General features: G+C 69.4%; 14 protein-coding genes. 10 read left to right on the forward strand and 4 right to left on the reverse strand.

Features of this window, described 5'->3' with window-relative positions; all coding sequences use genetic code 11:
- Positions 1 to 6: 6 nt before the first annotated feature.
- On the reverse strand, positions 7 to 1,197 hold the full coding sequence (locus ABN611_RS22955) for a winged helix DNA-binding domain-containing protein (RefSeq protein ID WP_350274272.1): 1,191 nt from the start codon (positions 1,195 to 1,197) through the stop codon (positions 7 to 9).
- Between the two features lie 140 nt (positions 1,198 to 1,337).
- Here ABN611_RS22955 and ABN611_RS22960 point away from each other — a divergent pair, with 140 nt between their 5' ends.
- The 5 genes from ABN611_RS22960 (at position 1,338) to ABN611_RS22980 (ending at position 4,602) form a co-directional block, all read left to right on the forward strand.
- Entirely contained in the window at positions 1,338 to 1,529 is a 192-nt protein-coding gene (locus ABN611_RS22960; protein ID WP_350274273.1) for a hypothetical protein, read from the forward strand.
- A gap of 59 nt (positions 1,530 to 1,588) precedes the next feature.
- The gene (locus ABN611_RS22965) at positions 1,589 to 1,915 is read left to right on the forward strand and encodes a twin-arginine translocase TatA/TatE family subunit (RefSeq protein WP_350274274.1); all 327 of its coding nucleotides are present in this window, start codon (positions 1,589 to 1,591) and stop codon (positions 1,913 to 1,915) included.
- 85 nt (positions 1,916 to 2,000) lie between these two features.
- Positions 2,001 to 2,756 (forward strand): twin-arginine translocase subunit TatC, encoded by a 756-nt coding sequence (gene tatC / locus ABN611_RS22970; protein WP_350274275.1) that lies wholly within the window; start codon positions 2,001 to 2,003, stop codon positions 2,754 to 2,756.
- The gene (locus ABN611_RS22975) at positions 2,757 to 3,629 is read left to right on the forward strand and encodes a YegS/Rv2252/BmrU family lipid kinase (RefSeq protein ID WP_350274276.1); all 873 of its coding nucleotides are present in this window, start codon (positions 2,757 to 2,759) and stop codon (positions 3,627 to 3,629) included.
- 97 nt (positions 3,630 to 3,726) lie between these two features.
- Positions 3,727 to 4,602: a chitosanase gene (locus ABN611_RS22980; protein WP_350274277.1), complete on the forward strand. Its 876-nt coding sequence runs from the start codon at positions 3,727 to 3,729 to the stop codon at positions 4,600 to 4,602.
- A gap of 57 nt (positions 4,603 to 4,659) precedes the next feature.
- Here ABN611_RS22980 and ABN611_RS22985 read toward each other — a convergent pair whose 3' ends face one another.
- Complete coding sequence (locus ABN611_RS22985) at positions 4,660 to 5,154, reverse strand: MarR family transcriptional regulator (protein WP_350274278.1); 495 nt, start codon at positions 5,152 to 5,154, stop codon at positions 4,660 to 4,662.
- Between the two features lie 70 nt (positions 5,155 to 5,224).
- Between ABN611_RS22985 and ABN611_RS22990 the strand changes: the two genes are divergently transcribed.
- The 3 genes from ABN611_RS22990 (at position 5,225) to ABN611_RS23000 (ending at position 10,902) form a co-directional block, all read left to right on the forward strand.
- The gene (locus ABN611_RS22990) at positions 5,225 to 6,121 is read left to right on the forward strand and encodes an alpha/beta hydrolase (protein ID WP_350274279.1); all 897 of its coding nucleotides are present in this window, start codon (positions 5,225 to 5,227) and stop codon (positions 6,119 to 6,121) included.
- 10 nt (positions 6,122 to 6,131) lie between these two features.
- A complete protein-coding gene (locus ABN611_RS22995; protein WP_350274280.1) occupies positions 6,132 to 8,948 on the forward strand; it encodes a DEAD/DEAH box helicase in 2,817 nt (938 codons plus the stop codon).
- 715 nt (positions 8,949 to 9,663) lie between these two features.
- Positions 9,664 to 10,902, forward strand: coding sequence for a serine hydrolase domain-containing protein (locus ABN611_RS23000; protein WP_350274281.1), 1,239 nt, complete (start codon positions 9,664 to 9,666; stop codon positions 10,900 to 10,902).
- A 117-nt stretch (positions 10,903 to 11,019) separates the two neighbouring features.
- Here ABN611_RS23000 and ABN611_RS23005 read toward each other — a convergent pair whose 3' ends face one another.
- Positions 11,020 to 11,484 carry a MarR family transcriptional regulator gene (locus ABN611_RS23005; RefSeq protein ID WP_350274282.1) on the reverse strand — a complete coding sequence of 155 codons (465 nt, stop codon included), beginning with the start codon at positions 11,482 to 11,484 and terminating at the stop codon, positions 11,020 to 11,022.
- 63 nt (positions 11,485 to 11,547) lie between these two features.
- Here ABN611_RS23005 and ABN611_RS23010 point away from each other — a divergent pair, with 63 nt between their 5' ends.
- The gene (locus ABN611_RS23010) at positions 11,548 to 11,919 is read left to right on the forward strand and encodes a cupin domain-containing protein (protein ID WP_350274283.1); all 372 of its coding nucleotides are present in this window, start codon (positions 11,548 to 11,550) and stop codon (positions 11,917 to 11,919) included.
- A 3-nt stretch (positions 11,920 to 11,922) separates the two neighbouring features.
- Here ABN611_RS23010 and ABN611_RS23015 read toward each other — a convergent pair whose 3' ends face one another.
- Complete coding sequence (locus tag ABN611_RS23015; protein ID WP_350274284.1) at positions 11,923 to 13,209, reverse strand: glycoside hydrolase domain-containing protein; 1,287 nt, start codon at positions 13,207 to 13,209, stop codon at positions 11,923 to 11,925.
- 227 nt (positions 13,210 to 13,436) lie between these two features.
- Here ABN611_RS23015 and ABN611_RS23020 point away from each other — a divergent pair, with 227 nt between their 5' ends.
- Positions 13,437 to 13,910, forward strand: coding sequence for a GyrI-like domain-containing protein (locus tag ABN611_RS23020; protein ID WP_350274285.1), 474 nt, complete (start codon positions 13,437 to 13,439; stop codon positions 13,908 to 13,910).
- Position 13,911: the final 1 nt, after the last annotated feature.

A 13,911-nucleotide genomic window follows, 5' to 3' on the forward strand; every position in this document is an offset into this window, starting at 1 on the left:
TGCGGATCAGCCCTGGCTGAGCTGCTTCTCCAGCGGCGAGCGGAAGCGTGGGGTGACGCGGACGCCGGCCAGCCAGGTGGTCCAACGCTCGGCTTCGGTGTCCACGAGGGCCTTGACGTCGGCGCCGACGTCCTCCAGCAGCTGGTAGCGAACCTCGCCGGACTCGGGCTGCCCCCAGCCGCCGATGATCCGGCCGTCCGCCCAGATGCTCGGCCCGATGTTGCCGGTGTTGTCGAACAGCCGGGCCTTGTGCGGTCCGAGGAACCAGTCGCGCTCCTTCCACCCCATCGGCGTCGGGTCGAGCCCGGGCAGGAACGCCACCCACGGCTCCACCGGCACCTCGGGCGCCTCGTCGCCGGGCAGCACGTAGCCGACCTGGCCGTCCAGGTCCACCTCCACCGCCTCGACAGCCGCGAGCGCCTTGCGCGTCTGCCCGAGCGTCCAACCGGCGTACCACTGCAGATCCGCCGCTGTGCCCGGCCCGAACGACGTCAGCCACGCCCGCGCCAACGTCACCCGCGCCGCCTCCGCGGTCGGCTTCTCACCGAGCCCGCCAGGCAGCCAGTCCGCAGCCGGCGACCACTGGTGCTGCCCGCTCAGCCAGGTCCCCAGTGGACGCCCCCGTACGATCCGCCCGTCCGCCGACAGCTGGAACAGGACGCGGCTCGTCACGTACGGCTGGGTGGCGTACGCCTTGCCGACCGCCATGTTCAACCGGGTCCGCAACCGCGGCTCGTCGGACGCCAGCTCCTGAGCGGTCGCCGACCCCCGCAGCGCCAGCGCGGTCGCCGTCGACTCCTCGACCGTCGCCAGCCACCGCCCGCACGCGTCCGCGTCGTCGGCGATCCCGGACTCGGTCAGGTGCCTGACCAGCAGCTTCCGCTGCTTCACCGCGATGTCGTCCGTGCACGCCGCCTGGACGACGGGCGCGAACGGCGTCGGTACGACGAACACGGTCCGCCGCATGCCCAGCATCCGGATCAGCGAGCGATCGTCGTACAGTGCACGCTCCGTGCCCGCGACGTCACTCCCCGGCACCCGCGCCGCGACGCTCAGGTGCACCGTGGCCGGATCGGTGGCGTGCAGCGCGACCATCGACGCGGCCGCCTCGACCGGGTCCGCCGCCTGGCAGCCCGCGCCGAGCCGGTGCCGCCGCCCCAGCCGCGCCCGTCGCTCCCCGACCCCGATCCGCATCATCCGCACCCCTCGCGCCGGTCTGACAGTGTCTGACAGTGTCTGCAGGACACTCGGTTTTACCATCACGTTCCGGCACCGTTGTCCGCGGAGACGCACCGCGGGGCGTGGGCGCCGGGCCGGAACCGGCTAGGCTCCTGGGTATGTACTGGTTCCTGCTCTTCCTCGCGGTGGTGGCGGTGTGGCTGATCGTGCTCGCCCTGCTCGCGCTGAAGCTGTGGGGCCAGGGCAAGGCACTGACGCGTGAGTTGGTCGCCGCCCAGTCCAAGCTGGAGGCAGCGCAGTCCGCGGCCGGGTCTGGACAAACCCGTGAGGACGCCGACGCTCCGGCGTAGTATTCGGCCACGAACTCAGGCTCGAGTCCCGAGTTGATGTTGGAGAGGGAGAGATCGACATGGCAGCACCGCTCATCGGTATGCCCCAAGGCGCAGAATGGCTGATCATTCTCGCGATCGTCGTGCTGCTGTTCGGTTCGGCCAAGCTGCCGGCGCTGGTGAAGCAGCTCGGCAAGTCGAAGAAGATCTGGGAGGAGGAGGTCGGCCCCCGGAAGAAGGACCCGGAGCTGACCGAGGACGCCTCGCAGCCGAGCGCGCAGCAGCAGGTGCAGCAGCCGGCCCAGCAGTCGGCGCCGCAGGCAGCCCAGCAGTCGGCCCAGCAGCCGAACCAGGTGAACGGCCAGGCGCCGGGCGACGGCCTGCCGCCGAGCCACACGGCCAACTGAGCCGAACGCCCCACCTGTGTCGATGGTGAAGTTCGGGCGGCGGAAGGAAAAGAAGGACCACCGCCCGAAGGACCCAGAGGGTCGGATGACCCTGCGCGAGCACATTGTCGAGCTCCGGAACCGGCTGCTCATCAGTGTGCTCGCGATCGTGGTGTGCACGATCGCGGCGTGGTTCTTCTACAACGAGGCCTTCCACTTCCTGACGAAGCCGTTCAACACCGCCATCAAGCCGTACGCCGAGGCGCGCGAGCTGAAGCCGCAGCTCACCCTGCAGGGCGTCGGTGACCCGCTGACGTTCCGGATCAAGGTGTCGGCGATGATCGGCCTGGTCACGTCCGGGCCCGTCTGGCTGTTCCAGCTCTGGGCGTTCATCGCGCCGGGGCTGCACCGCAACGAGAAGAAGTGGGCGTACCTGTTCGCCGCGATCGCGGCGCCGCTGTTCGCCGGCGGCCTGTTCGTGGCGTACTGGACGCTGCCGAAGGGCATCGAGATCCTGCTCGGCTTCACCCCCGAGGCCATCCAGAACCTGGTCGAGATCAGCAAGTACCTCGACTTCGTGATCCGGACGATGCTGGTCTTCGGGATCGCGTTCCTGATCCCGCTGGTGGTCGTGCTGCTGAACATGGTCGGCGTGGTGCCGGCCGCCGCGCTCAGCAAGTTCCGGCCGTACATCATCCTGGTGATCTTCGTGTTCGCCGCCGTCGCGACGCCGTCCGGTGACCCGTTCACGATGTGCCTGCTGGCGATCCCGATGTGCCTGCTGTTCTTCGTCGCCGAGATCATCTCGCGGATCAACGACCGCCGCCGCGCCCGCCGTACCGAAGAACTCCTGGCGGACTGAGTGAGTCGGCGGATCGCGCTGGTGGTGAATCCCACCAGCGGGCGGGGTCTTGGTGCTCGGATCGCCCCGGCGGTGCGGGAGCGGCTGGCCGCGGCCGGGCTGACCGTCGATGTGCACACCACGACCTGCGCCGAGGACGTCGGCCGGATCTCCGCCGAGGTGGTGGCGTCCGGTGCGGACGCGGTCGCGCTGATCGGCGGCGACGGCACGATCCACCTCGGCGCGCAGGTGCTGGCGAATTCCGGGATGCCGTTCGGCGTGATCCCGGCCGGCACCGGCAACGACTTCGCCCGCGGCATCGGCGTACCGCTGAAGGACCCGGCCGCCGCGGCCGACCTGATCGTCGCCGGGCGCACCCGGGCGATCGACCTCGCGGTCGCGAAGGACGAGTTCATCACCACGGTCGTGGCCGGCGGCTTCGACTCACTCGTCAACAAGCGCGCGAACGCGATGACCTGGCCGAAGGGCAACGCCCGCTACACGGTCGCCACCCTGGCCGAGCTCCGCACCTTCAAGCCGCTGGAGTACGTCGTCACGGTCGACGGCGACCCGATCGAGACCAGTGCGATGCTCGTCGCGGTCGGCACCGGACCGACGTACGGCGGGGGACTGCAGATCTGCGCCGACGCCGAGATCGACGACGGGCAGCTGGACGTGACGATCATCCAGCCGGTGTCGCGGCTGACGCTGCTGCAGATGTTCCCGAAGCTGTCGAAGGGCACCCATGTCGGCCACCCGGCGGTGCGGATGCTGCGCGGCCGCTCGGTGCGGATCGAGTCGCCGGGCATCACGGCGTACGCCGACGGGGAGCCGCTCGGGCCGCTGCCGGTCGATATCGGGATCGCGCCGGGCGCGCTGACCGTCTTCGCCTGAGACGAAACCTTGACGTCCACGGTGTTCTCACGGCGTCCGCTGGCTGATAGGAAAGCTTCCTAACAGTTCATCCTCGGACGCCCCTCGGAGGACCCTCATGGAACACCGGAGCGAACACCGCAGCGATCACCGGAGCGAGTACCGGAGCGAGTACCGCCCCGCCCGCCGGACCGCGCTGCTGCTCGGCCTGTCGCTGGCCGCCGTCCCGGCCGCCGGCCTCGCCGTCTCGCGCTACGCCGTACCCGCCGGCGCCGCCGTGCGGGCGACCGGGCTCGACGATCCCGCGAAGAAGGAGATCGCGATGAAGATCGTCTGCAGCGCGGAGAACTCGTCGCTCGACTGGAAGGCGCAGTACAAGTACATCGAGGACATCGACGACGGCCGCGGGTACACCGCCGGCATCATCGGGTTCTGCTCCGGGACCGGCGACATGCTCGACCTCGTGGAGCTGTACGCCGACCGCAAACCCGGCAACGTGCTGGCGAAGTACCTGCCGGCGCTGCGGGAGGTGGACGGCAGCGACTCGCACGCGGGCCTGGACCCGAACTACCCGCGCGACTGGCGGACCGCGGCCGGCGACTCGGTGTTCCGGCAGTGCCAGAACGACGAGCGGGACCGGGTGTACTTCAACCCGGCGGTGTCCCGGGCGAAGGCGGACGGGCTGCGCACGCTCGGGCAGTTCTGCTATTACGACGCGATCGTCATGCACGGCAACGGCGGCGACGCGACCAGCTTCGGCTCGATCCGCAAGCGCGCGCTGGCGAAGGCGAAGCCGCCGGCCCAGGGCGGCAGCGAGTCGACGTACCTGAACGCGTTCCTGGACGCGCGGGTCTGGGCGATGAAGCAGGAGGAGGCGCACAGCGACACCAGCCGGGTGGACACCGCCCAGCGGGTCTTCCTCCGGAACCGCAACTTCAACCTCGACACCCCGCTCGACTGGGCCGTGTACGGCGACCCGTACCACATCGGCTAGGGAGTACCGATCGCCAGGCCATCACAATGGCGCGGATCGCTCCCGCTCGAGCGAGGATCAACGAAGTGGCGGCGATTGTGATGGCCTGGGGGTCGCACCCGCCTCAGTACGGTCGGTCCGGCGGTCGAGCTCCGCGCGTTGTCGGAGCATCGACAGCGACGTGGCGAGCTGCTCCAGGGCCGCTGCGGGCAGCACCGAGCCAACCCATGTCTGCAGCTCCTGCTCGACGGTCGGGGACGCGGCCGCGAGCGCCTGCGCGCCGGCGTCGGTCAGTTCGACCAGTGAGGACCTGCGGTCGTCGGGGTTCGCCGTACGCCGGACGCGCCCGGCGGCCTCGAGCCGGTCGACGGCCTTGCTGGTCGCGCCGACGGTGATCGCCATCGCGCGGGCGAGGTCGAAGACCCGGCTCGTCCCGTGCGCCTCGATGAACCGCAGGAACTCGAACTGGCCGAGCGGAAGGTCGTGCTCGGCCTTCAGGCGCGCGTCGAGCACGTTGTAGAGCCGCGTCTCCAGCCGGACCAGGTCCGTGAACAGTGCTGTGAGATCAGTCACGGGAATTAGATTCCTCGGAATGTAGTTGCAGAGAACTATATTCCTCGGAATCTATCACTGGGAGAGCGCCGTGGGCGTCGAAGAACGCGTCGCAGCACGCGGAATGATGGAGAAGAGCCGGCTCGGACGGACGCCGGAGCAGCAGCGGGCCGAGTTCGACGAGCGGTTCGCGAACCTGCCGCTGGGCGACGACGTGACGCTCGCGGAGCGCACGCTGGGCGGCGTCCCGGCGCTCGACGTACAGGTGAAGGGCGCGGACAAGGCGGGCGTGATCCTCTACCTGCACGGCGGCGCCTACGTGATCGGCTCGGCGCGGACGGGCGCGAACCTCGCGGCGCCGCTGTCCCGGCGCAGCGGCGTACCGGCGGTGTCGCTCGACTATCGGCTGGCGCCGGAGCACCCGTTCCCCGCGGGGGTGCACGACGGGTTGGCGGCGTACCGGGAGCTGGTCGAGGGCGGCCAGAAGGTCGTGATCGCAGGCGATTCGGCCGGTGGCGGGCTCGCGCTGGCGGTCCTGCTCGCGGCGCGCGCCGAAGGGCTGCCGCAGCCCGCGGGAGCGGTGCTGTTCTCGCCGTGGACGGACCTGACGCTGTCCGGGCCGAGCATGGACACGCGCGGCGACTTCGACCCGCTGTTCAGCCGGGCGAACATGGCCGAGTCCGCGGCGCACTACCTGGGCGGGACCGATCCGCACAACGAGCTCGCGAGCCCGCTGCTCGCCGACCTGAAGGGCCTGCCGCCGCTGCTCGTGCAGGTCGGTACGGCGGAGGTCCTGCTGGACGACTCGCTCCGCCTGGTGGCCCGCGCCGCCGAGCAGGAGGTCGACGTGAGTCTCGACGTGGTCGCCGGAGCGCCGCACGTGTACCAGCTTTTCGCCGGCCTGCTGCCCGAGGCCGACGAGGCGCTGGACCACGCCGCGACCTTCATCGCGAACCGGCTCGCCGGGTTTGTCGGGCCCGTCGCATAGTCTGGGGTTCGTGAGCACCCCGTCCGAGAAGTACGCCTCGTTCCGCTCGGACCAGGAGCATCCTGCCGTCAAGGAGTTCCGGGCGCTGTACGACTTCGAGCTGGACGAGTTCCAGCTCCGCGCCTGCGCGGCCCTGGAGGACGGCCACCAGGTGCTGGTCGCGGCGCCCACCGGCTCCGGGAAGACGCTGGTCGGCGAGTTCGCCGTCCACCTGGCGCTGCAGCGCGGCCAGAAGTGCTTCTACACGACCCCGATCAAGGCCCTCAGCAACCAGAAGTACGGCGACCTGGTGAGCAGGTACGGTGCCGAGAAGGTCGGCCTGCTCACCGGCGACAACTCGGTGAACTCCGAGGCCCCGATCGTCGTCATGACCACCGAGGTCCTGCGCAACATGCTGTACGCCGGTTCGCAGACGCTGCTCGGCCTGTCGTACGTCGTGATGGACGAGGTGCACTACCTGGCCGACCGGTCCCGCGGCGCGGTCTGGGAAGAGGTGCTGATCCACCTGCCGGACTCGGTCTCCGTGGTCTCGCTGTCCGCGACCGTGAGCAACGCGGAGGAGTTCGGCGACTGGCTCGAGACGGTCCGCGGCAACACCGTCGTCGTCCTGGAGGAGAAGCGGCCGGTGCCGCTGTTCCAGCACGTGATGGTCGGGAAGCGGCTGCACGACCTGTTCGCGGGTGAGGCGCCTACCGCTCGGGTCGGCGCTCCTGCTTCGGGGAAGCCGTCCAAGTCCGGCAACCCGGCGAAGGCGGTCAAGGCCGACCTGAAGGACCTGGTCAACCCGCAGCTGGTCCGGATCGCCCGCGACGACAACCGGGTGTTCCGCGACGACTCCCGCAAACCCCGGCGGCGCCGGGACCTGCCGAAGAACAGGCCGTCGCGGACGCACTTCACGCCGTACCGCTCGGACGTGGTCGAGGAGCTGGACGCCGGGGCGTTGCTGCCGGCGATCTACTTCATCTTCTCCCGCAAGGGCTGCGAGGACGCGGTCGTGCAGTGCCTGCGGTCCGGCCTGCGGCTGACGAAGCCCGCGGAGCGCGACGAGATCAAGCGGGTCGTCGCCGAGCGTACGGCGGACCTCCCGGACGAGGACCTCGGCGTCCTCGGGTACCACGACTTCGCCGAGGCGCTGAGCCGCGGGATCGCGGCGCACCACGCGGGCATGCTGGCCGCGTTCAAGGAGGTCGTCGAGGAGCTGTTCGCGCGCGGCCTGATCAAGGTCGTGTTCGCCACCGAGACGCTTGCCCTCGGCATCAACATGCCGGCGCGCACCGTCGTACTGGAGAAGCTGTCCAAGTGGAACGGCGAGGCGCACGTCGACATCACGCCGGGCGAGTACACGCAGCTCACCGGCCGCGCCGGGCGCCGCGGGATCGACGTCGAGGGGCACGCGGTCGTGCTCTGGCAGCCAGGGTTCGACCCGCGCGAGGTCGCGGGGCTGGCCTCCACGCGGACGTATCCGCTGCGGTCGTCGTTCTCGCCGTCGTACAACATGGCCGTCAACCTGGTGCGCCAGGTCGGGCGGACGCGCGCGCGGGACATGCTCGAGCTGTCGTTCGCGCAGTTCCAGTCCGACCAGGCCGTGGTCGGGCTGGCGCGGCAGGTGCAGCGCAACACCGAGGCGCTGGAGGGGTACAAGGAGTCGATCGAGTGTCACCTCGGCGACTTCCTCGAGTACGCCGCCCTGCGCCGCCGGATCGGCGAGCGCGAGGCGTCCGGGTCGAAGCGGCGCAAGCTGGACCGGCGGATCGAGGCGCAGGAGTCGATCGAGAAGCTGCGCGTGGGTGACATCATCCGGATCCCGGCCGGCCGGAGCGCGGGCTGGGCACTGGTGCTCGACCCGGGCATGCGCTCGGAGCGCGAGGGTCCGCGGCCGACCGTGCTGACGCTGGACCGCCAGGTGCGGAAGCTGTCGATGGTCGACTTCCCGACGCCGGTCGAGGCGATCGGTTCGCTGCGGATCCCGCGGAAGTTCAACCCGCGGAACCCGCAGCAGCGGCGCGAGCTGGCCCAGGTACTGCGGAACCGGACCGACCTGCTCGGCGAGGACGGGCCGCCGTCGCGTGGACGTGATGTCGTCGCGCATGCTGACGATCCGGAGCTGCAGGAGATGCGGGCGCAGTTGCGTGCGCATCCGTGCCACGGCTGCTCGGACCGCGAGGACCATGCCCGCTGGGCGGAACGGTACTTCCGGCTGGATCGGGAGAACCGCGAGGTCCAGCGCAAGATCGAGCAGCGGACGAACACGATCGCTCGGCAGTTCGACCGGGTGTGCCAGGTGCTGGACGCGCTGCACTACCTGGACGGCGACAAGACCACCGAGGCCGGCGACCGGCTGGCGCGGATCTACACCGAGCTAGACCTGGTCGCGGCCGAGTGCCTGCGGCAAGGCGTGTTCGACGACCTGACGGTGCCGGAGTTGGCGGCGTGTCTTGCTGCGCTGGTCTACGAGTCGCGCTCGAAGGACGACCCGACATCACCTCGACTGCCGCGCGGCGACGTACGGCTGGCGCTGGAGCGGATGGGTTCGATCTGGCGGGAGCTGTCCGCGCTGGAGCGGGACATGCGGGTGGACTTCCTCCGCTCGATGGACCTGAACTTCTGCTGGCCGGCTTTCCGCTGGGCGTCGGGTGCTTCGTTGGCCGAGGTCCTGTACGAGTCCGACCTGGCCGCGGGCGACTTCGTCCGCTGGGTCAAACAACTCATAGACCTCACCGAACAAATAGCCGACGCTGCCGGCGACACCCCCCTCCGCAGTACAGCCCGCGCGGTCGTAGACCAAATCCGCCGAGGAGTAATCTCCTACGCCTCCATGGTCGACTGACTTCACGCCCAAAGGACACCTCTTCGCGGCGCCTGTCTTGCTGGCCGCCTCCGGCGGCGTGCTACCGCCGGAATGTGTGCTGGTTGTTCGGGCGAACTGCGCCGCAGGCCGCCGCGCCACTCAAGACCGTTCCGACTTTCGGTTGTGAACTGATGAGATCAAGCAGGTAGCTCGCCGGCCGCGAAGGCAGAGCCAGGATCAGGGGGATGCAGCACCCCACCTGGCCATCCGCCCATCCGGCTAACCGCATCACTCGGCTAACCACCCCAGCCGCCGACTGCCCTCCACCGACGAGCGCCTGTTTCGCCGAGTCGTGGCGATAGGCGCCGGAGTGGTTTCCCGAGTCGTGGGGAATGGTCGGTGAATCGCAGCCGAAGTCCACGACTCGGCGGCTCGGGTGGGGCCGTGTTCGGGTTCGTGGGGCGCAGGGGGATCCCGGGGCACGGCCGACTGTCGTGGCGGGAGCCCGCCCCGGAAGGCAGCCGTCGCCTAGCAATGTCGTTCAGGGATCATGTGCGCGACCAACCTGCACAACACGGCGGCAGCACGCCGCCGGAGGCGGCCAGAAGGCAGCCGACGCGGAGCGGTGTCCGTTTGGGTGGGCGGCGGGTGGGTTTCGTCGGGTGGACCTCCTGGGGTGAAAGACTTTCGGGGTTGCCCCCCTGGTTTGAAGGAGAAGACGTTCGTGGAGTTGTCGCGCCGGAATCTTGGGAAGTTGGCTGTTGCGACTGGTGCTACTGCTGCGGTGGGGACCGGGGCTGGTTACTGGATCGGGCGGCCGGCTGATGCGGCTGCTACCTGGCGGACGACCGGGACCGCGGTGTCCTCGTTGGCCGGGTTCGACAACCAGATGAAGGCTTTCATGCAGGCCCGCGGGATCACGGCGGGGCAGTTGGCGGTGACCTACAAGGGGCGCCTGGTGCTGGCTCGCGGTTACAGTACGTCGACCGCGTTGACCGTGCAGCCGACCTCGCTGTTCCGGATCGCGAGTGTGTCGAAGTCGATCACCGCCGCCGCGATCGCGAAGCTCGCGCAGGACGGGAAGCTGAGCCTGTCGACCCCGGTCGCGAACCTGATCGACATCACCCCGGCCACCGGTCTCACCCGCGACCCGCGCTGGTCCACGATCAGCCTGTGGAAGCTGCTCCAGCACCTCGGCGGCTGGGACCGGGACGTGTCCGGTGACCCGAACTTCAAGGACGCGACCATCTCCCGCACGCTCGGCGTCCCGATGGAGCTGCGGCACGCGGACGTGATCAAGTACATGGCCGGGCAGAAGCTCGACTTCGACCCGGGCAGCAAGTACGCGTACTCGAACTTCGGCTACCTGCTCGCCGGTCGCGTGATCGAGAAGGTCAGCGGGCTGAGCTACGAGAATTACGTGAAGCAGAAGCTCCTGGCCCCGTTGAAGATCCAGCGGATGGCGCTCGGCTGGACGATCGCGAAGCACAGCGGCGAGACGTCGTACGAGTCGCAGTACACCGGGCCGACGGTGCTCGACATGTCGGGGAAGACCCTCGCCGCGCCGTACGGCTCGTTCAGCATGCGGACCCAGGACGCGAACGGCGGCTGGATCGCCAGCGCGCCGGACCTGGTGCGCTGGGCAAGGATGTTCGACGCGCCGTCGAGCGTGCTGAACAGTACGTCGCTCGGCCGCGTCTGGGCCAAGCCCTCCACCGGCGTGAACTCCAGCGGCTGGTACTACGGTCTCGGCTGGCAGATCCGCCCGGTCACCGGCGGCACCGGCCGCAACACGTGGCACACCGGGAGCATGCCGGGCACGTACTCCTTGCTGGTCCGCACCTACAACGGCATGAGCTGGGCGGCCGTCTTCAACCGCCGCGACGACGCGAGCGGCAAGTCGTACGGCGACATCGACGCGGCCCTGTGGACGGCGTCCCGCGGCGTCACGAGCTGGCCCACCCACGACTACTTCCCGAAGTACTTCGCCTGAACACGTGAGCCGTACCGAAGAACGGGTAGTGGTCCCGCTCCTGCGCGACTGGAGGACCTCCGCAGGCGGGAGGCCGGCACCGGCTGCGGACCTCAACCCGTTCTTCGGTACAGCCCCCTAGAACATCAGCGCCCGAAAATGAGGCGTACTGACCTGCGCCTCACCAGCCATCTCGGTGAGCACCTCGCGGAAGATGTCGACCGCTTCGTCGCCTAACCGGGCGCGGAGCCGGCGCTCGTAGGCGTGGTGGAACCGGCGCGCGGCCGACAGTGCCGCCTGCCCGCGGTCGGTCAGCTGGAGCAGACGGGCGCGGGCGTCGGACGGGTCGGGGCGCCGTTCGACGTAGCCGCGCCGCTCCATGTCGTCGACGATCTGGCTCGCGCCCTGCTTGGTGATCTCCAGCCGCTCGGCCAGCCGGCTGATCGTGGTCGGGCCGTCGTGCAGCGTCCGGAGCACGAAGCCGTCCGAGCGGCCCTGGTCGTCGTACCCCTGGGCGGCCGTGTGCTCGCGGAGCGCGCGGACGAACTCCTGGTCGGCCAGCAGCAGAAGGATGCCGATATCCGGCTTGCCCGATCGCGTCATAGCATCCATGATAGTCAAGCTGACTTGGTCAAGTCAGCTTGTCTATTGTGAAGGGGGACGGACATGCACGTGATTCACGCGGAGGAGGCGCCGCGGTTCCAGCTGCCGGGAGTGGAGTTCGCCGTGTTCGCGGCGCCGAGCCTCGGGTCGGCCGAGCTGTGCGCGTGGCGGCTCACGGTCGACGCCGGGCATGCCGCCGACGCGCCGCACACGCTCGACCGGGACGAGATCTTCACCGTGCTCAGCGGCACGGTGCAGCTCGCCCCGGACGGCGACAAGCTCGGCCCGGGCGACTCCGCCGTGGTCCAGGCGGGTGAGCCGATCGCGCTGACCAACCTCGGTGAGGGCAAGGCGGAGCTGATCGTCGCGATCACCGCGGGCTTCACCGGCTCCATGGCCGACGGGACAACGGTCCAGCCGCCCTGGTCCAAGTAGCCGTCAGCAGCGCCGGTTGGGCGGGCTGTACGTCGTCTTGCTCGGTGTGGCGACGTAGTAGTCGGTGACCCAGCTCCCGTCACTCAACCGGTCCCACACCGAGGTGGTGCCGACCTTGGAGCCGGCTCGCTGACAGGTGATCCAGGCGAGCGACCCGATCGGCAGCGGGCTCGGGTACGCCGCGTAAGACGTACCTGGGCCCTGCCGGCGGGTGAGGTTGTTGACAGTCGTCTGGTACGGGAACGAGCAGCCGGGGATCGGCGCGCTGTAGCCGGTCTTGTTCGGTGTCCGGACGTAGTAGTCCGTGACGTAGGTTCCGTCGATCAGCCGGTTCCAGACCGTAGTGGTGCCGATCTTCGGTCCGAACGTCTGGCAGACGATGCGGAGCCCGGAGTTCGCCGGAATGGTCGAGCGGATCGGGTACGCGGTCGACGGCCCGCTGTAGGAGTAGATCGTCGTACGGGCCGTGTACGTGTACCAGACCGTGGCGACCGGCGCGTCGAAGCGGTCGCTGTCGATGTTGAGCGTCACGCCGCCGTGCGTCTCGTTGTGGTCGCCCAGGTACTGCTTGCCGCGCTGCCCGACCGCCCAGAACGTGTTGGGTACGGTCGGCCAGCCGGTGAGGGAGCTGTTGCCGTCCCACCGCGCGATCCACAGCGCGTCCGGCCGGGCGTAGGAGGTCGAGTTGTAAACGGACGCGAGGTGCGGTGCGCCCGAGTTCTGGTGCGCGTACACCCCGGACAGGAACCCGAGGGCGTGCAGTTGTTTCGTCCACGCCGAGAGGTAGCGCAGCACTGTCAGCTTGCAGGTGGCGTCCGTGGCGTTGTAGTGCTCCATGTCGGCGTAGATCGCGCTGCCGCCGAGCAGGTTGAGCGCCCTGGCGACCTTCACGGCGTCGCGCGCCAGGAGAGCGCCTTGGTATGTCGCTGACGGCGCCGTCATCTTCACCGCGTTGGTTCGGAAGGTGCACGGTGCCTGGTAACCCATGTAGATCGGGATGAGCCGGAAGCCCATCCGCGTCACACTGCTCACCCAGCTCGGGGTCAGCTGAGGTTGTGCGCAGGTACGGTTCACACCGCCGATGTAGATGCCGATCGCCTTGTACGGCGATGACTTCCACGCCGTCATCTGGGCGACCGTCGGCGCCGTACAGGTGTCGAACGCCAGACCGGTGAAGCGCGTCGCCGTCGTACCGGCGCCGTAGCTGATCGGTGTCGTCGGCTCCGCGGCGGCCGGCGTTCCGACGACCATCAACGCGAGCGCCGCGACCAGGACCTTGAGTTTCAGCATGATGACCCCCTGCTTTGAGTAGACCCCGGCAGGTTTCGATCGTGCACTGGCGCCTGCCCGCGGTTCCAGAGGCCAACGCCACCTGGTCGCCGCCGATCGAACCTTGCCGACCGGGACCTTCGTCCCGTCCGGCACCGCGCGCGGACCGCCGCGAGCCTGTCGGAACCGCACTCCATCCTGCCGGCGCTCCGGTAGGTTGTGGCCGAGATCGAGTTCCGGGAGGGCTGATGCCAGAGATCGTGGAGATCGGGGAGCGGCCGTACGTCGCTCTGCGGGGCAAGGTGGCGATGGACGGGATCGCGGCCTTCGCCGACCGGATGCGCGAAGTGATCGACTGGCTCGCGGCTCGCGAGATCGCGCCGAACGACGCGCCGTTCTTCAAGTACGACGTGGTCGACATGGAGGCGGGACTGGTGATGGAGGTCGGGTTCCCGGTCGACGACCTGCACTCCGGGGAGGGCGAGATCGTCACCGGCGTCCTCCCGGCCGGGCGGTACGCGACCGTCACCCATCACGGCCACCCGGACGGCCTGGTGGACGCGACCCGCGACCTGCTGGCCTGGGCCGACGAGAAGGGGCTCGAGTGGGACGCGTACGGCGACCGCTGGATCGCGCGGCTGGAGGTCTACCGGTCGGACCCGCGGGAGGTGCCGGACATGAAGGACTGGGACACCGAGCTGCAGTTCAAGCTGAAGGACTGAT

It is taken from the genome of Kribbella sp. HUAS MG21 (assembly GCF_040254265.1).
GTDB lineage: Bacteria > Actinomycetota > Actinomycetes > Propionibacteriales > Kribbellaceae > Kribbella.